Genomic DNA, 18,412 nt, shown 5'->3' with positions numbered 1-18,412 from the left:
GTACTTAGAGAAATGCGAAGCAATACTCGGTAACGACAACGTATTCAAGTACGGATCTTGCTACGCGATCAATGCTCTGAGCACCCTAGACCAAGCTGAGGTCCGACCATCCAAAGCTCATCTCGGTGGACCTCGCCACCGTATTGCGACTGTCGAGAAAGTTGCATTGGTTAGAACCAGTCTTCAAGAAACCTATCCCAGGATTATTTAGTGGAGCGGGACAAACCGAATCGCGCATCCCCCACCTTTTACAAGTGAAACACTTAGTGTTTCCCCGCCATGTACGATCTGTTTGTGAATCGAGATGTGCTTAGGACTCTCGACCGAATCAGGCGCATCCTTGTAAATCTCCGCACGGTACACTCCTTTACCTAGGAATTTGAGGGGAATATGCAGATCACGCGGCGTCCAGTTCGTGATGCTTCCGAGATACCACTCCAGCCCATTTCTCCGGGCAATCGTAATGAATTCGCCTGGCTCACCAGCGAGCACGTGAGTTTCATCCCATGTTGTCGGAACATCACGCAGAAACTTAAAGCTGGGGTCGTTGAGATAGATAGATGGCACATCGGATACCATCTCCAGTCCCGCCTGGAAGACAACGTAAAGGGCAAGTTGCTGGGCGCGAGTGCCCATGACCATTGGGTTCTTGTCGAGAGCGACAAAGTCCTCTTCGGTCACATTATTGAAGCCGCCAGGCGTGTAATCCATGGCTCCAGTTAGCATCCGAGTGAAGGGGAACACAGTGCGATCGACCGGCCCATCGCGTCGGCCGGCTTTATTGTTCTCAAGTCCCAGGACCGCTTCGTAGTTCAGTACATTCGGGTAGGTGCGTTCCATTCCCCAGGGCTGGGTTGCTCCATGGAAATCAACCAAGAGATGATGTTCTGCCGCCAACCTGGCGACGTCGTAGTACCACTGAATTCCCTGCTGATCGTTCCTCAAAATAAAGTCGATCTTGACTCCGGCAACGCCCCATTTTTCATAGAGAGGGAACGCTTCCTTCATTTGCGCCGCGACAGACTTTGAATACAACCAGATCCATATCTTCACCTTTTTGGTTGCGGCATACCGTACCAGCTCCGGGACATCGACATTGCCTCGCATCTTGGTAATGTCGCTGGTTGACCATCCCGCATCCAGCATCATGTAAGGGAAACCGGACTGGGCAGCGAAGTCGACATAATATTTCATGGTCTCCGTGGTATAGGCAGACTTGCCGTCGGGTCCAATGTCCCCATTCCACCAGTCCCACGACGCTTTGCCATCATGGATCCAACTCGTGTCGGCCACTCGACTCGCAGGATTGAGATCGGTCATCACAGTCGACTCGATCAGATCGCCGGGCTTATCGCCGATCATCACCACACGCCAGGCGCTGTCATGGGGAAGTGCCGCATCAACCGCTGGACCGTTCCCGTCGACTGGAGGAGAGATCTTACTGACCAGATAGTGACCACCCCAGTTACCGGTAGGGTTCTCGAGGTACATCGCAGAATTGCCTTCGAGGTCAGCTTCTCCCACAGCCGCCCAGGCGATTCCGGGCAGGTGAAGCAATCCAGGCGAACCGTTGAGAATGTAACTCGAGACTCCGCCCTGGTTGCTCAGTGCGCTCAGTACCTGCCGGGTGTACTCGCTTTCGTAGCCGCTTTGATAATTCGGGAGGCGCAGAGTCCATGCTGTTGCATCTGTCACCGGCCGGAATTCGGTGTCTTCCTGGGTGAGTTGATAGCGCGCAAGCCCCGGCTGCTGCGGAACATGGTAGCGAAAGGAAACAGCGTCGTTGTAGACGCGGGCCTCCACCGAAAATTTGCGTCCTGAAGGCAACGACTCGCTTACATCGATTGTGATTTCATTGTAGGCATCGTGAACCTCGGAGGTCTTCCCTATCAGCAACTTGTATTGGCTGACACTCGAACCATGGGTACTGCTGACAATGTGAACCACCGAGCCAAGCACAGGCTGGTTTGCCAGTTCCAGGCGAAGAGTCGACTCTTCGAACATGGGTTTGCCACGAAAGTAGAGGGAGTAGACAAGCTGCCCATCTCCTGAGCTCGATCCTTTGGCACGTTTTATCGCAAAGTGGAGTGCGATGCGGTGATCAGGAGAGCTGACCTCGACCGGCTCAGATTGCGCGTGAATGGACGGCGCGCAAAAAAAGTTCACTGCGAGGCTGGCGAAGAAGAAGGCGACCGATCGTACGCTCAACATGTTTTCTCCAAAGCAGAAACTACTGCGATCGCAAAGGTTTAGCGAAAAAAATTGAAAATCAGTCCACGACAACGTAGATTACAAACTCTGCCTGAGACGTTAGTGCGTTATCGTTACCGTTGTCAAGTATCTCCCAGACGCAGCGAGTCGGCCCCTATTGTCAAAGTGAAACGAGCGCAACCTCGCGGCGTTCAATCAAGCCTACGTTTTAGCCGCTACAACGTGGAAATGAGGATCTCTTCCGAAAAAGGTTGTCAATCTTCATAGTCACGCGGTAACGTAAACGAGTCTATGAGCTCACCGCAATCGTCGACCATACCGACCGAGAATAGTTACGACCGCGCCGCCGGAGAGGCGAACGGCAACGCCAAGTTGCAGCTCCCAGAGGCTCCTCCGACGGAGAGGGGAGCAGTCAAGGCTTGGCGCGAGCCAGTAACGATGAAGACTTATCTGCCCGGCGAACCGGACACAAATCCGGTATTCCTTGAAAAACGCGTCTACCAGGGGAGCAGCGGCAAAGTCTATCCTCTGCCGGTCATCGACCGTGTCTCTACGGAAGCCTGCGAACACGCCTGGCAGGCCGTTCATCTCGAAAACGAATTTCTGCGCGTGATGGTCCTGCCCGAGATCGGAGGCCGCATTCATGTGGGCTACGACAAGATCAACGGCTACGACTTCTTCTATCGCCAGAATGTGATCAAACCTGCGCTTGTGGGTTTGGCTGGGCCATGGATCTCAGGAGGAGTTGAATTTAACTGGCCTCAGCATCACCGGCCAGCCACTTTTATGCCGGTTGAGGTAGAGATTGAACGCGACAACGATGGGGCGATCACCATCTGGTGTAGCGATCACGATCCCATGTCGCGGATGAAGGGCATGCATGGTGTCTGCCTCCGCCCGGGTTGCGCCTATCTCGAACTGAAAGTACGTCTCTACAACCGCACCTGGGACACACAGACGTTTCTCTGGTGGGCCAACGTTGCCACGCGAGTGAACGAGCACTACCAATCATTTTTTCCTGGCGATGTCCGCTTCGTGGCAGACCACGCCAAACGCGCAGTAACCGAATTTCCACTCAGCTTGGGAAGCTACTACGGCATTCCCTACGGCGAGCGCGCGAAGCATGGAGTTCCCACTGAAGATCTGCCGAGTCATTTCGTGCCCGATGGCTCCTATCCGCCGAACGACCTGAGCTGGTATGCCAATATACCGGTGCCTACGAGCTACATGATCGCGAACTCCCGTCAGGACTTCTTTGGAGGATACGATCACGCCGCAGATGCTGGCATGGTGCATATTGCGAACCATCACATCTCGCCGGGAAAGAAGCAGTGGACCTGGGGAAACCATGAGTTTGGCTATGCCTGGGACCGCAGCCTCACTGACTCGGACGGCCCGTACGTTGAGCTGATGGCCGGTGTCTATACCGACAACCAGCCTGACTTCTCTTTTCTCGCTCCCGGAGAGACCAAGAGCTTTAGTCAGTACTGGTATCCCATTCGAAAGATCGGAGTTCCAGACATAGCAAACCTGCATGGCGCCATGCGAGTGGTACGAGACGGAGACAAGGCGCAGATACATCTGCTGGTCACTCGTGCCCTCGAAGACGCAACAGTACAAGTCAGCTACGGAAAAGGAGTAACTGCCCACTGGCGCGGGACTCTTCAACCGGAAGAAACACTCAACATAAATCTGCCTTTGCCTGCGAACGAAGAGAGCTGGGCTGTCAAGTTGAGGATCGGTGAAGATCTGCTTCTGCGTTACGCGCCTATCGAGGTCACCGCCGCTCCGGCCCCCGATGAAGCCACCGAACCGGCCTCACCCGAGCAGATTGAATCCGTCGACGAGCTCTATCTCACGGGGCTGCACCTCGAACAATACCGCCATGCGACGCGCTCGCCGGAGCCATACTGGCACGAAATCCTGCGTCGCGATCCGGGAGAAAGCCGTGCCAACAATGCGCTCGGGCGCATGCATCTGCGACGTGGCGAGTTCAAGCTGGCGGAAGATCACCTTCGCGTCTCCATTGCGCGGATCTCCTTGCGCAATCCGAATCCTTACGACAGTGAGCCTTACTACAACTTCGGACTGGTGCTGCTCCTGCAAGGTCGCACGGAAGAAGCCTACGATGCGTTCTACAAGGCCACCTGGTCGGCGGCGTGGCGAGGTCCGGGCTTCCATCGGCTGGCGGAGTTGGATGTGCGCAATGGACGTCTCACGGCGGCACTCGAGCATCTGGAGCGCTCGCTCAAAGCCGATTCGGAAAATCTCAATGCTCTGAATCTCCGTGTCGTGGTACTCCGCCTTTTGGAGCAGACGAAGGCAGCTGAATCCGCGCTCGCAGCAGTGCGTGCGTTAGACCCGCTCGATATCTGGAGCCGCTTCCTGGTTACTCGCGTACCCCCCGCCGATGCAGGGCAGCGACTTGATCTGGCATACGACCTCATTCGCTCGGGACTTTACTCCGATGCAGAATGGGTGCTCGGTTCGGGCTCGGGAGCAATGGAACTCTACACGAGAGCTGTTCTCAATACTTTGCGAGGGGAAGAGAATTCAGCGCGTGAGATTGCCTGGCAGGCTGCCGAAGCCTCCGCATCACATGTCTTCCCCAGCAGAGTTGAGGAGCAACTTGTTCTTGAGGCAGCAATCGCCGCGAGCCCGTCGGACGCACGCGCACCGTATTATCTCGGCAACTTCCTCTATGATCGGCGCCGCCATCGCGAGGCAATCATGCAATGGGAACGTGCTGTCGCCCTGGACCCCGTCTTTCCCACGGCATGGCGCAATCTTGGTATCGCCTATTTCAATATCGAACGAGACGAGGAGCGGGCCAGTGAGGCATTCCGGCGCGCTCGGGCCGCCGCCCCTGCTGACGCTCGCATCCTGTACGAACAAGATCAACTCAGAAAACGCATGGGTGACGATCCGAAAGAGCGGCTTGCCTCGCTCGAAGCAGACATTGATTTAGTGGGCAAGCGCGATGATCTTTCGGTCGAACTTACCGCTCTGTATAACCAGGTCGGGCGCCCCTCAGATGCGCTCGACCTCCTGCTTTCGCGGAGCTTTCAACCGTGGGAGGGTGGTGAAGGATTGGTCCTGGGCGAATACGAGCGAGCTCATCTCAAGCTGGGCCAGACCGCCCTCAACGCTGAGGACGTAGAGAATGCCACTTATCACTTTGAGGCAGCCAACCAGCCGCCGCAGAGCCTGAGTGAAGCTCGCCATCTCCTCAGAAACAGCAGTGACATCGAATTCTGGTTGGGCGAGGCAAGGGCCGCTGCCGGCGACTCCGCGAGAGCTAATCATCATTGGGAACGCGCTGCAAGAAAACGCGGCGACTTCCAGCAGATGCAGGTGCGGCCGGTCTCCGAGATGACCTATTGGAGCGCAAAAGCTCTACAACGCCTGGGGCGCGAACAAGAAGCCGCTCTGATGTTTCAGCAGATTCTCGATTATGCCTCCGCACTTAATTTGGAGACGCCGAAGATCGATTATTTTGCCACCTCGTTGCCAGCTATGTTGCTCTTTGAGGAGGATCTCGCCAAGCGGAAACACATCACTGTGACGTTTCTTCGCGCACAGGCGCTATTAGGTCTGGAACGCATCGACGAAGCGAATGCGGCACTTGATGAAGTACTCATGCTGGACCGTTCTCATACGGGAGTCATTGATTTGCGGGTGGGCAGGGCTGGTCACTAACGATGCATGGGCCTTCAGCACTCTCCGGATCAACTCCGACTGCAGTGCCCACACCCGCCACCGCATACGTCTGGGGCATCGCTCTCGTCGCCGCGCTTGGCGGCTTGCTGTTCGGCTACGACTGGGTTGTCATAGGCGGCGCACGCCAGTTTTTCGAGGTGTACTTTCACCTGACTTCAGCAGCCTCAATCGGATGGGCAAATAGTTGTGCGCTGGTCGGTTGTTTTGCCGGATCTATGATTGCAGGCGGCCTTGGCGATCGATTCGGCCGTAAGCCGGTACTGCTTGCTTCTGCTGTTCTGTTTGCCGTCTCCTCAGTACTCACCGGATGGGCGTCCTCATTCACAGCATTTATTATCTGGCGGATCGCAGGCGGATTGGCAATTGGTCTCAGCTCCAATATCTCGCCTCTCTATATCGCCGAGGTCAGCCCCGCCTCCCATCGCGGACGTCTGGTCAGCCTTAACCAGTTCGCCATCGTGGTCGGCATCCTGCTGGCTCAGGTCATGAACTGGAAGATCGCAAAGACCGTCCCGGCGAACATCTCTCCCGAAGCGCTGCTCGTTACGTGGAACGTCCAATACGGCTGGCGCTGGATGTTTACGGCGGTCGCGGTGCCGGCAATTATATTTTTCGCAGCTGCCTTCGCGATTCCGGAGAGTCCTCGCTGGTTGCTGGCCCGAGGACGCCAACACTCTGCGAAGCTCGTGCTCAGTAGAGTATGCGGCAGCGTGGAGTACGCCGATGCGGAAGTCCTGGCGATCTCTAACGCCCTCAAGGAAGAAGAGGCCCAGACAGCGAACTGGCGTGGGCTGTTGCAGCCGGGGGTACGCTCGGTGCTGCTCATCGGCATAGCTCTCGCGGTCCTGCAGCAATGGAGCGGCATCAATATCCTCTTCAGTTACGCCGAAGAGGTCTATCGTGCGGCTGGTCTTGGCACGAACCAGATATTCCTGGACATCGTCATCACCGGCACCATCAATCTACTCTTCACTTTAATTGCGATGGCCGTTGTTGATCGTTTGGGACGCCGTCCTCTGATGCTCTTCGGCTGCTGCGGCATCGGGGTATCGCACATACTCGCGGGCCTGGCATATCGAACGGGCTGGCATGGCAAGCCAGTGCTTGTGCTGACACTCTGTGCCATCGGATGTTACGCCATGACGCTCGCCCCCCTTACCTGGGTTCTGATCTCCGAGATCTTTCCCAACCGATTGAGGTCGCTCGGCGTATCGGCAGCCGTGTCCGCTCTTTGGATCGCTTCCTTTGCTCTCACCTACTCGTTTCCGTTCATCAATCAGGCGCTCGGGAGTTCAGGCACGTTCTTCACCTATGGCGCGGTCTGCCTTGCGGGAGGAGTCCTCGTCTTCTTCTTTGTCCCCGAAACCAAAGGCCGCACCCTGGAGGAGATTGAAGCTCAAACTCTCAGAAGCTGAATCCGTCTTCATGGTGCGTGCCCTTGAGTCGGGATATCCACATTCGCATCAAGCATGTCGCTCTCATTGAGTTGCACTGTTATCTTCCGGCTAGCGGAGTGGGCCGGAGATAAGAACGGATTGGGGTACTTCGCTTCGACAAAGTAAACACCCGGAGGCAAAAGATCGAAACGATAATTGCCGCTGGCAGTAGAGACTGCAGTGTTCCCCAAAGGCTCATGTCCTTGAGGTTGCACGCTGATCGTGGCTCCGGCAACTTGCGCTCCGCCTTGCGTGACGATGCCGCCAGTCGAATGAAGCTTCCGCCGGGGAATCGATAAATCGGCATCGGAGACTTCTTCGCCATCGTGAACTTCAACTAATTTTGCTTCGCTCTCTGTAAAAACATCGGGAGCAAAAATAGTGAGCGCGCCTGTACCCGTTCTTTGAGGTTGAACGGTAGTGTTCGAACCGTCCATTTTAATGTCAAAATATGCCTCCGAGACACGTACGGAAAGTCGGTACTTGCCAACAGGCAGGCCAGTGATGCGATAGATTCCACGATCATCAATGAGCCCACGTTGCGAGAATCCGGTCGCCTTCTGATCGTCATTCCCTTCCGGATTGCCAAGAAGGCTGCTTGAGACCAGAGTCACTGTCACATAGTTCCGATCGATCGTTCCGCCAATGTCGACTGTGACATGACCTGTGATCGCTCCCGCCCGTCGCAGCATTGCATCCTCACGTGCCACACCTGAGGCACGAACTAAAACCTGCGGAAACGTCAACAGAAGCGCTTTCCTCTGATCGCGCGTAAGACGATCAATCACTATACGAATAAAACCAAGATCATCGCTATAGCCATCCTTCCTCACATCAACGAGGTAGGTCCCAGGCACAACTGACGAAAGCATGTAGTAACCATCGAAGTCGGTCGTTGTTTCAGGAGACGGCTGGTTAGTCGTCCCGGCAGTATCGCTTTCCGGCAACAGATTTGTGATCGGAATCAGCCGAACGTCTGCACTGCGAGCGGGCACATTGCCGTCGTTGCAGAGGACATGGCCTTCGACGATTTCTGTTTGGGTCGCCGAGACCGCAACCTGCGCTCGACCGAAGAGGCGTGCCAGTAGAAGTGTCAAAACAACAAACATCGGTCGCATCGGTATGCTCTCTTCTAAAAAATGTCGTCTATTTCGCCTCTACTTTTTCAAGGGTGAAAAGCATTGCCTGGAAGTCTCCTCGGAGCGAGATCTCGATTCCGTGGTGCATCCAGTAGTCACCGCTCGCATGCTGGGGGATTCGAGAATCCAATTGCCCGTCCAGTGCACGGATGCTGTACTCCCCAGCTTCGTCGAGTCCCCGAGGATAGATGCGCGGATAGCTCTCGCCCAGCTGACTGCTATGGAGGAACGCAAAGAGAGTGGCTTCCCTGCCATCCTTCGACAAAGACTCCGTAACAGAATGTTCGCTACCATTCTCCGGCGAGATCAGGCGATAGAGTGCCCCCTCCTGCACCGTTGAACGTACTCTCTTGTACTGCGCAATCATGGTCTTCGCAGTCGCGAACTCTTCCGGAGTCCACTTATTCAGATTCGCTCCGATGCCAAGTCCGCCTTGCATCGAAGAGAGGAATCGATACTCGAGAGAGGTGGACCGATTGTTCATCCAGTTCGGAGAGTCCGTTACCCAGGCCATCATCACACCAGGAGCGTAGGCATAACTGAATCCATTCTGAATGCGAAGTCTGTCGAAAGGATCGGTGTTGTCCGAAGGCCAGACCTCGTCGGTGTATCGGAGAACGCCGAGATCCACTCGTGCGCCACCACCGGAACAAGACTCGATCTCGACCTTAGGATGTTTGGCGCGCAACTCCGCGAGAATGTTATACAGATTGCGAACGGCCTCGACGTAAACCTGCTTTTGTTGTTCAAGAGGAGCTGCCGGCCATCCCGGCTCCGACCAGTTGCGGTTGTAGTCCCATTTGAGAAAGGCGACATCATTCTCCGTCAGGAGTTTGTCGAGGAACCCATACACGTAGGCGCGCACATCAGGTCTCGCCAGATTGAGAACCAGTTGATTGCGACCTTCGGTTCTGGGACGTCCAGGAAAGTTCAGAACCCAGTCAGGATGAGCGCGATACAAATCGCTGTCCGGGTTCACCATCTCCGGCTCGACCCAAAGGCCGAAGTCCATCCCGAGAGTGTGTACCTTATCGATAAGAGGCTTAAGGCCGTTCGGAAACTTTTGCGGGTTCACATACCAATCGCCCAGTCCCGCATGGTCATCCTTCCGTTTCCCAAACCACCCATCATCCATCACAAACCGTTCCACGCCGATGCTGGCGGCCTTCTCCGCCAACGCCTCTTGCCCGGCCTCGTTTACGTCAAAGCCGGTCGCCTCCCACGAGTTGTAGAGGACGGGGCGCAATTTCCGATTCGGTGATTGTGGGACTACTGCATCGAGCTCAAAGCGATGAAGCAATCGAGATGCTCCCCCGATGCCTCCATCGGAGTATCCACCGTAGAACTTCGGCGTATCAAGCGATTGGCCCGGCTTGAGCGAGTAAGCAAAGTCGAACGGTGTGAAGCCGCCGGTAACTCGCACCCGATTGGCCGCGTTCTGTTCTACATTAATCTGCCAGGATCCGCTCCAGGCAAGCGCTCCGAACCACACGTCCCCCGTGTCCTGATCGGGTTGGGCGCCACGTTCGATGGCAAACCAAGGATTAACCTCGTCGCCTGTAGAGCCGCGTCGGCTCTCCAGAACGACCTTCCCCGGGTGGAGCGCTTGTTCCTGCAGGTTGAACTCCGAGGCCCAACGTCCGGTCAGGTATCGCAACTGGTAGTCGCTGCTGCTGGGAAGATTCCACGTAGCGGCAAATGCCTCTTCGATCGTGAAAGCCTCTTTCGTGCGATTCTCAATGCGGGCCGACCGCGCGAGCACTCCAGTGGCAGGATCCATCTCGTAGATCAGATCCACGACCACATCCCGCTCTATGTCCTTGACCTTGATCGTCAATGTATTTTCCCGAATGGTATGGGAAAGATAATGCAGCACCAGATCACGGTTGCCGTCCGGAAAACTCACCTTCAGATTAGGAACAACATACAGCCCGCCTCCCCAGCCAACAAACTCATGAGGGGTCACGTCTATGGGCAGTTCGAATCCCGAGCCACCCTCCGTTCGCGGCGCAGGAGACGGGTCTTGGATCCGCAAGCGCTTACCCCAATAGAGAGTCTGCAAATCGCCATCTTCGGCGACGCCCAGAATGTAGGTGACGTCGCCAGCGTCCATGCGAAACGTGCGCGCAGCTGAATCGTATCGAATCGGCCCACTCTGGGGAGCAGTGGCGGCCTTGAGCGGTGAGGTTACCGAAATCAGGCCGACCGACATGCCGACTGCAACGAGACAAGGAACCGAGCGATTACGGAGATAAATCCTGATGCGGGCGCAAAAAACCGAGACTGAGGGGATCATCGAGTTCCTCTGAAGTGGGTAGTGCGGTAAAACGGTAAAAAAATGTGTACGTTACCGGTAACAACACTACACATCCCTCACTTTCGCTGTCAAAATGAATCTGCGTGCCGCAAGGCGCTCGATCCTGGAAAGACTGGTACCCGGATACGATGAAGGCAGTAAATAAAGGCGAGAAGAACGCTGGAATAAAACAGATTGCGGAGGCACTCGGCACCTCCATTGGAACTGTGGACCGCGCGCTCCATGACCGTCCAGGCGTAAGTCCAAGGACGAGGGCGCAGGTTCTGCGCATGGCAGACCAGCTCGGCTACAAACCAAATATCGCCGCGCGTTCGCTCAAATTGAATCGCAAGATTCGCATCGCCGCGGTTCTGCCGCGCGAGATCGCCGGATTCTTCGATCCCCTTCGGGCCGGCATACGCGCGGCGGCAGAAGAGGCCCTGGGCCTGCAGGTCACCCTCGATTTCTACGAACATCCTCGTCTCGGCACCGGCGACCTTGAAGTGCTCGAGAAGGTCTCAAAGAGCGAGTATGAGGGCATTCTCTTCACTCCCGGACGACCTCGCGAGTTGGCCCCCATGATTCGATCTCTTTCAGAGAAGGGCATTGCAATGCTTTGTGTGGCGAGCGATGCCCCGAACAGCGAAAGGATTGGGGCCGTGACGGTTGACGCTCATGCGAGCGGCGCCGTCGCTGCTGAATTACTATCGCTCAAGTTGCAGGTTCCCTCCCGCGTGACCATGATCACGGGGGAGCTGGCGATCTTCGATCACGCAGAAAAACTGCGAGGGTTTGCCTCAACTCTGGCGATGCTGGCGCCTCACCTCACTCTCCAGCCTGTGGTTGAGTCCCATGAGAGCCCTCGGGATGCGTATCGGCAGACTCTTGCTCTGCTTAAAAGTAAGACTCGGCCGGATGCGCTCTACCTCAGCACCGCAAACAGCCTGCCTGTTTTTCAGGCGCTCGAAGAACAAAAGATGCTTGGCCGGATTCAGGTCATCGCGACCGATTTCTTCCATGAGTTGGTACCTCTTCTGGAATCAGGGAAAGTGCTTGCCACCCTCTACCAACGGCCTTACTCGCAGGGTAAGATTTCGTTTGAAAAACTGCTGGGTCATCTCATGGAGAGAGAAAAACCGGTCATAACCCAGCGCCTTGCACCGCACATCATCTTCCGCAGTAATCTTTCTCTGTTCACAGCTCGGCTGGCCGACGTGCCCGTCCAACGGACGCGCTAAAGCTGAGACACGATGAAGACGCTCTCTCTTGAAAACAATTCTCTGAAGGTCCGGATACTGCCGGAATTTGGAGGCAAGATAGTCTCCTTATGCAGTGTGCGGACTGGCCTGGACTTTATTCTCCCGTCGCTCAATCAGTACGCTCATGTCGCCCCATCTGACGAGTTCAGCGCGGGCGACGGAGGCGGCTTTGATGAGTGTCTCCCAAGCGTCGCGCCCTGTGAATCCATTGCGGGCGAACCTTCGATTCCCGATCACGGCGACCTCTGGCGCGTCCCATGGCATGTCGATTCTGATTCTGAAGAGGGTGCGATCGTCCTACATGCCGAATCGACGTCACGCCCGTTACGTTTGACCCGGAGGGCCACTCTCGAAGAGGAGACCCTCGTTCTGGAGTACAGTCTGCTGAACCTCTCCGACGCTCCAACGAACTGGCTGTGGTCCGCTCATCCGCTGCTCCAGGTCTCCGAAGGAGATCGAATTCTGCTTCCTGATGAGGTCGAAGAGGTCGAGGTCGAGTACTCCGCTGACGGCGTCTTTGAAAAGGGCACATGCATTCCTTGGCCTATAGCGACATCTCCTGCAGGCGCAGCTATAAGTCTTGACACCATGCCCGGAAGGGACGGCAGAACCGCGTCGAAGCTCTTTGGGCGAATGGGAAGATCGGGCTGGAGTGCCCTTTATCGGAAAGAGTATGGACAGGGTTTGGTAGTACGGTTCGATCCGAACGTCCTTCCATTCGTCGGCTTGTGGATCTGCGCCGGAGCGTGGCCCTCAAGTGGAGCGGCAAAGCAATACACCATCGCGATCGAGCCTACGACATCGAACTCGGACTCCCTCGAGTCAGCTGTTCGAAACGGGACAGCCCGCAGACTGAACGCGCGAGAGCATGTCAGATGGAGAATGGAGTTCCAGCTTATAGGAGCCACCGGGCCCGTTGACTTTGAGCGTCTCTCCGAGAGGCTAAGCCAACGATAGACAAAATCCACCTTATCAACGCAATCTGAACCCGTGTTGACCCGGCAAAATCTTCTCAAACTCACAGGCTCACTCTCGCCGATTCTTGCATCTCTCGATACAAGACGGCAACGCCGCCAAGGAGATTCGTTCATGACCGACTATCGTGTAAGCCAGGGAGATGTTCAGGAAGATCAGATTACCGCCGCCATCGAAAAAGTAACCGCGCAAGTTCCCTCTGCGGTATACCTCGGTCTGGCGCTTGCCTCCATGGCCGTATCCGTCGGCTTTCAAGCCGCGAAGAAGCAGCACTCCGCTCTCTTCGTGGGTCAGTGGGCCGCTCCATTCCTCATTCTCGGCATCTATAACAAGCTGGTGAAACTCCACGGCTCCGACGGTACCACCCACGCCTGATCTCCAATGCAAAAGGCCCCGGCACCAAGCCGGGGCTGTCTTCCAATGAGCGTTACCAAAGAACTGCGTTCACCACCACTGTAGCCGCTGGCAACTCGCTCTCACCAAGCAACTGACGCAGGTTTGTCTCAATCGTCGTCGTTATAGAAGTAAGCGGCACATCATAGATTGTGTTATCGAACGGGTCTTCCAGGTCTCGCCCGATCTTATCCAACGCCAGAAAAATAAACCCTACTAACGTCGATCCTAGCGGCGTGAACCATCCCATGTTCGTCACCAGTGCCAACGGCAGCAGGACACAGTAGATGTGAACAAATAACTGCGGAAAGTAGTCATACTGCTTTGGCATCGGTGTGTTCTTTATCCGCTCACAGCCACCTTGCGCATCCATCAGGTCGTTCAGGCTCTCATCCATCGCCCGCCACTGCAGCGCGTCAATCCACTCCCGCACCAGGCACTCGTTCAATAGCCGCCCCATCGTCTCCTGAATCGCCAGCGGTACATTCTTCTGTGCGCGCAGCGCTTCAACCTCGTGCGGCTCAAGCAACGGCGCAAGCTCCGGCCAAGGCTCCAGCTTCCTCAGATGCTGTCGCAAAGCATGCGCATAGGCGATCTGCAGATACACCATTCGTCGCTGCATCGCCTTTAGCTCCGCAGGGTCCTCACCCTTCAACGGCAGCATCCCTGTCGTCACCTGCCGCGCCCAGCTCCGGGAGTTATTCACGACCGAACCCCACAGTTGTCGCGCCTCCCACCATCGACCGTATGCCGACTGGTTGCGAAACCCAACAATAATTCCGATCGCCGATCCAAACAGCGCCAGCGGAATATGCGGCAGTGCCACCCAGCTCCAGTGCATCACCTTATAAGCAGCCACTACCGCAACGTCATACAGCACCAGGATCAGCAGCGGCCTGCCGACATACATGACCATTCGCCACAGCTGTGGTCCGCGCGGAACGATCACCGCTCTTCGCCCTTGATCGTCACCGGCACAAACTCTCTCCCGCCATTCTCCGAAATCCTCACCTCGCCCTTGCCGATGTCGTAGACCCATCCGGAGATCGTCAACTCCCCACGCGCCGCCGCACCTGCCACCGAGGGATGTGTCCGCAGATGTTGAATCTGCAACAGCACATTCTCTTCCGTCACCCGGCGCAGCAGCGCGGTTGGCGTCTCGTCAGCTGGGGTTAGCGAGCTCGCCACGCTCAACGCCGCATGCGCATTCTTCAACCAGCTCTTCACGGTTGGCATCTTCTCCAGCGCCTCCGGATGCAGCAGCCCCTTCATCGCCCCGCAATCCGAATGGCCGCAAACCGCAACATGCTGCACCTTCAGCGCCGTTACGGCATACTCGATCACCGCGCTCACGCCGCCCAGCATCTCGCCGTAAGCCGGTACCAGGTTCCCGACATTTCGAGTTACAAATATGTTCCCTGGTCCGGATTGTGTAATCAACTCAGGATCAATTCTCGAGTCCGCGCACGTCACAATCAACGCATGTGGTGTCTGCGGCTCACCCGCGGCCTTCACATAGGCCTCTTTGTTCTCCGGATAAACTTCCATCCGAAACTTTCGTATACCCGCCTTCAGCTCTTCCAACACAGCATCCATGGCTCTTCCTCTCAAAGTCAGATCATTGCTCTCGTTCCCGAAAACTACCAGTTACATCTTCCACTTAATATTGCATCCGATAGAAAACTTCTGATTTGTATCCGGCCGTTTACCAGCTATCACAGCATCCATCGCCGTTCGAAGGTCTTTTCCGGTCACCGGAAGATCGTTCCCGGAATCCCGTCGGCGAGGCCGGCTGTCGTCCAGCTGTCCGCGATACACCAGCGTCATCCCTGCATCGAAGAGGAAAAAATCAGGGGTACAAGCCGCGTCATAGGCCCGCGCCACCTCTTGGGTCTCGTCGTACAGATAAGGAAACCGGAACCCCAGCCGCTCCGCCTGCTTCTTCATCTCTTCCGGCGCATCCTGCGGATGAGTCTCCACGTCATTCGACGAGATGGCAGCAATCGCAATCTTCCCTTCGTAGTCACGCCCGATCCGTGCCAGCTCCTCTTCGACATGCTTCACATACGGGCAGTGCACGCAGAGAAACATCACCAGCAATCCGTGCCGTCCCGTAGGCGAAGCCCCGCCGCCGGTCATCTCATTCTCCACGTCCGACCGGTCATCGTCCCACGACATCGCAAACACATCGTCCCGGCCCAAAGCCTTCCCACTCACCACATCCACCAGCTCAAAAGCCGGGGCCGTACTTCCCAGCGCTACCATCGTCGACTGCACCTTAGACATCGCACCCTCCACTACCTCCACGATCATAGCCAACTCTTGTTACACCACAACGCCAGCGGCCAAATTACTATGACGTTATGATCCTCCACACCTTCGCCTTCCGCTGGAAACCCGAAACCTCAGAGGCTCTGAAGCAGCGTGCTTTGGACGAGATCCGCAACCTTCACACCAGGATTTCAGGCATCCTTGAAACGCACGCCGGCTTCAACTTCTCCCCTCGCTCCCAGGGTTATGAGTTCGGCGGCGTCATGAAGTTCTCCGACCGGTCCGCCCTGGATGCCTACTCCGTCCATCCTGTACACCTCGAACTACTCTCCTGGCTGGTTCCGCTCATCGATGCCATCGAGGTAGACTTCGAGACCTGATCTGTTGGATAGGAGCCAGCCCGAACCCCAGGCGAACCAGCCTCGGTAATCCCACCGGTTGCCCCTGCACCCTATCCTCAAGACAGCATGATCGTTCCTCGCACCCTCCCCGGCGGCCGCACCACACGTAAGGCTCTACCCCTCGGGCCAAACTGCCTGCCCCTCTGCCGCTGGTGCGAGCTCGAGATCCTCGCCAAACGCCGCCGCACCTTCTGCAGCGACTACTGCGTCCACCAGTGGCGTCTCCGCACCGACCCCGGCTACCTCCGCGACCAGGTCCTCGCCCGCGACCGCGGCATCTGCGCCGTCTGCGAACTCGACACCCTGGCCGCCTATAACGCCCTCAAACGAGCCCGCGGGCCCGCCCGCATCGCCGGCCTCAGCCTCTACGGCATGAAGTTCATTACCTCGCGCCGCAGCCTCTGGGATGCCGATCACATCCGTCCCGTAGCCGAAGGAGGAGGCCAGTGCGACCTCGACAACCTCCGCACCCTATGCCTTCTCTGCCATCGCGAGGCCACGGCCCAGCTTCGCCAGCGCCTGCGCCTCACCAGGGCGTCGTAGCTCTCATCCGTAACCCTGAAACTCCTTCCAGAACTCCGGCCACGGCAGCCGGGGCGAGCCGCACACCCACACGCTCCCGCCTTGCTCCTCGTTATCCACGCCCTCAGGGTTATCGACGCGCCCCACCAAACGGCACCCTGTAAACATCCTCTCCGCCGTAGCGCGAGAGAGCCCCAGCACAATCAGCGTCGTAGGAGGCACCGCAGGATACCCCCGCAGCCACGCCGAGTTGGTCCTGCTGATCGGCATCGGCAGACCGTACGCCGGCCCCAGAATCTCCACTGCTCCCTGCTCTCCATAGTTCGCCGCAAACACGCCCACGCCCGCGCGCTGCTCCGGTGGCAACGAGTCGCGAATCCCCGCTACCATCCCCACCATCTCGTTCCATCCCAGCTCCTCCCGCAGGTCACCGTTGTTCTTCAGTGCAAAACGTTTCAGCGGCCCATCCGAAGCCAGCGGGACAATAATCGCGTACACAAAGATCCCGTACGCCGCAGCAGCAGTAAAGAAGACCCCCAGCACCACCCGCCGCCAAACCATGCCCAGCTTCGCGAGCCACTGCTCTCCCGCAACCGCACCCATCGCCACCAGCATCGGATACGCCGCTGCCAGATAATACCCACGCCCCTTCCCAAAGAAAAACAGCGCGAACGGCACCAAGTACATCCACCCCAGCATTCGATAGCGCCTGTCTCGCAAAAAACAGATCAATCCCGCGATCCACAACGGTGCCGCAGCCATATTCACGCAGATCTTGAACTGATCCCACAAAAAACCATTCGCTCTTCCCTGCCTTACATCACGGACATGGATGTGTTGCAAAAAATGCACTGAGATAAATCCATGCCGCACTTGCCACACAAAGTTAGGCGCAAAGAGAATCAACGCAACCGCCACCCCACCCCAGAACCACCCACTCGCAAAGTAACGTCGAGCTGGGCTCAGCACCAGGCCAGCCAGAATCCCTGCGATGAAGAACAGAATCGTGTACTTCGTCATCAATCCCAGCCCCACAAAGACGCCAATTCCAAGCCACCACCTGGGGTTCTCCGTCTTCAACAACCGGATCACGCAGTACGCAATCGCCACCCACCACAAGTAGTCAAACGAGGAGTACTGAAACTCCGTCCCCTCAAACACAGGCAGCCCCGAGGTCGCAACCACCAGCGCCGCCGTCACCTGCGCCAGCCTCCCGCCACCCAGCTCCCGCGCCATCAGCCCCGTCACCACAATCGCGGCAGCCTGTGCGATCACCGAAAACAGGCGCAGCCCCACCAGCGAAACCCCAAACATCTGCAGACTCACCCGCTCCACAAACGGCGTAAAGGGAGGATAAGCAACGAACCCCCAGTCCAGGTGCTTGGCATCGCTCAAAAACTGAAACTCATCCCGATGAAACCCATACCGTCCATTCGTCAGCAGATGAATCAGCGCCACCGCCACCGCAGTTCCCACCAACGCCCAGATACCTGTTCGCGTCTCCCGCTCCAAGCCAATCTCTGTCTGCACCAGAAACCCTCCGTCAGCCCGACCGCTACGCAACACATTACACGCGAGTTCACTCTTTCCACGTCATCTGATCAATTCGCGCCCTCAGAAAACCTCGGGAAATCCGCAAGTCTCGCGAGTTGGCCCACTCGTCCAAATGCCGACTTGTCGTCCAACTGACGATAAGAGCGTTCACCAGGACGAATCATCTCTGATCTATCTGTATGTGTATGCTGAACACACATACGGAGATTAACTTTGGCTACAAGCTCCAGATTCG

14 protein-coding genes are annotated in these 18,412 nt (G+C 56.7%); 7 read left to right on the top strand and 7 right to left on the bottom strand.

The features are described 5' to 3' along the window. Positions 1 to 207 precede the first annotated feature (207 nt). The gene (locus GSQ94_RS02050) at positions 208 to 2,211 is read right to left on the bottom strand and encodes a glycoside hydrolase family 97 protein (RefSeq protein ID WP_158941665.1); all 2,004 of its coding nucleotides are present in this window, start codon (positions 2,209 to 2,211) and stop codon (positions 208 to 210) included. A 291-nt stretch (positions 2,212 to 2,502) separates the two neighbouring features. On the opposite strand from GSQ94_RS02050, the gene GSQ94_RS02045 reads away from it, so the two are divergent. Continuing rightward, positions 2,503 to 5,910 (top strand): DUF5107 domain-containing protein, encoded by a 3,408-nt coding sequence (locus tag GSQ94_RS02045; RefSeq protein ID WP_158941664.1) that lies wholly within the window; start codon positions 2,503 to 2,505, stop codon positions 5,908 to 5,910. Positions 5,911 to 5,954: 44 nt separating this feature from the next. Beyond that, entirely contained in the window at positions 5,955 to 7,346 is a 1,392-nt protein-coding gene (locus GSQ94_RS02040) for a sugar porter family MFS transporter (protein WP_254063547.1), read from the top strand. 8 nt (positions 7,347 to 7,354) lie between these two features. Here the strand turns inward: GSQ94_RS02040 and GSQ94_RS02035 are convergent, their stop codons facing one another. Together GSQ94_RS02035 and GSQ94_RS02030 are read right to left on the bottom strand one after the other, a co-directional pair. Then, positions 7,355 to 8,485 carry a collagen binding domain-containing protein gene (locus tag GSQ94_RS02035; protein ID WP_158941662.1) on the bottom strand — a complete coding sequence of 377 codons (1,131 nt, stop codon included), beginning with the start codon at positions 8,483 to 8,485 and terminating at the stop codon, positions 7,355 to 7,357. 28 nt (positions 8,486 to 8,513) lie between these two features. Then, the gene (locus tag GSQ94_RS02030) at positions 8,514 to 10,718 is read right to left on the bottom strand and encodes an alpha-galactosidase (protein WP_158941661.1); all 2,205 of its coding nucleotides are present in this window, start codon (positions 10,716 to 10,718) and stop codon (positions 8,514 to 8,516) included. Between the two features lie 233 nt (positions 10,719 to 10,951). Between GSQ94_RS02030 and GSQ94_RS02025 the strand changes: the two genes are divergently transcribed. The 3 genes from GSQ94_RS02025 (at position 10,952) to GSQ94_RS02015 (ending at position 13,411) form a co-directional block, all read left to right on the top strand. Beyond that, positions 10,952 to 12,040 carry a LacI family DNA-binding transcriptional regulator gene (locus tag GSQ94_RS02025; RefSeq protein WP_158941660.1) on the top strand — a complete coding sequence of 363 codons (1,089 nt, stop codon included), beginning with the start codon at positions 10,952 to 10,954 and terminating at the stop codon, positions 12,038 to 12,040. A gap of 12 nt (positions 12,041 to 12,052) precedes the next feature. After that, positions 12,053 to 13,018 carry a hypothetical protein gene (locus tag GSQ94_RS02020; protein ID WP_158941659.1) on the top strand — a complete coding sequence of 322 codons (966 nt, stop codon included), beginning with the start codon at positions 12,053 to 12,055 and terminating at the stop codon, positions 13,016 to 13,018. Positions 13,019 to 13,150: 132 nt separating this feature from the next. After that, positions 13,151 to 13,411 (top strand): hypothetical protein, encoded by a 261-nt coding sequence (locus tag GSQ94_RS02015; RefSeq protein ID WP_158941658.1) that lies wholly within the window; start codon positions 13,151 to 13,153, stop codon positions 13,409 to 13,411. A gap of 52 nt (positions 13,412 to 13,463) precedes the next feature. Here the strand turns inward: GSQ94_RS02015 and GSQ94_RS02010 are convergent, their stop codons facing one another. The 3 genes from GSQ94_RS02010 to GSQ94_RS02000 are packed head-to-tail and all read right to left on the bottom strand — an operon-like array spanning position 13,464 to position 15,715. Continuing rightward, complete coding sequence (locus GSQ94_RS02010) at positions 13,464 to 14,378, bottom strand: bestrophin family protein (protein WP_158941657.1); 915 nt, start codon at positions 14,376 to 14,378, stop codon at positions 13,464 to 13,466. Then, positions 14,375 to 15,025: a carbonic anhydrase gene (locus tag GSQ94_RS02005; RefSeq protein ID WP_158941656.1), complete on the bottom strand. Its 651-nt coding sequence runs from the start codon at positions 15,023 to 15,025 to the stop codon at positions 14,375 to 14,377. The genes GSQ94_RS02010 and GSQ94_RS02005 overlap by 4 nt, the downstream gene beginning before the upstream one ends. A gap of 51 nt (positions 15,026 to 15,076) precedes the next feature. After that, positions 15,077 to 15,715: a thioredoxin family protein gene (locus GSQ94_RS02000; RefSeq protein ID WP_158941655.1), complete on the bottom strand. Its 639-nt coding sequence runs from the start codon at positions 15,713 to 15,715 to the stop codon at positions 15,077 to 15,079. A gap of 77 nt (positions 15,716 to 15,792) precedes the next feature. Here GSQ94_RS02000 and GSQ94_RS01995 point away from each other — a divergent pair, with 77 nt between their 5' ends. Further along, positions 15,793 to 16,080 (top strand): Dabb family protein, encoded by a 288-nt coding sequence (locus GSQ94_RS01995; protein WP_158941654.1) that lies wholly within the window; start codon positions 15,793 to 15,795, stop codon positions 16,078 to 16,080. An 87-nt stretch (positions 16,081 to 16,167) separates the two neighbouring features. After that, on the top strand, positions 16,168 to 16,644 hold the full coding sequence (locus GSQ94_RS01990) for an HNH endonuclease signature motif containing protein (RefSeq protein WP_158941653.1): 477 nt from the start codon (positions 16,168 to 16,170) through the stop codon (positions 16,642 to 16,644). A 3-nt stretch (positions 16,645 to 16,647) separates the two neighbouring features. On the opposite strand, the gene GSQ94_RS01985 is transcribed toward GSQ94_RS01990, so the two are convergent. Continuing rightward, positions 16,648 to 18,153: a glycosyltransferase family 39 protein gene (locus tag GSQ94_RS01985; protein ID WP_254063546.1), complete on the bottom strand. Its 1,506-nt coding sequence runs from the start codon at positions 18,151 to 18,153 to the stop codon at positions 16,648 to 16,650. Positions 18,154 to 18,412 lie beyond the last annotated feature (259 nt).

Source organism: Granulicella sp. S190 (genome assembly GCF_009766095.1).
Classification (GTDB): Bacteria; Acidobacteriota; Terriglobia; order Terriglobales; family Acidobacteriaceae; genus Edaphobacter.
The sequence above is the reverse complement of the archived record's forward strand: the minus strand, read 5'-3'. Positions and strand labels throughout refer to the sequence as shown.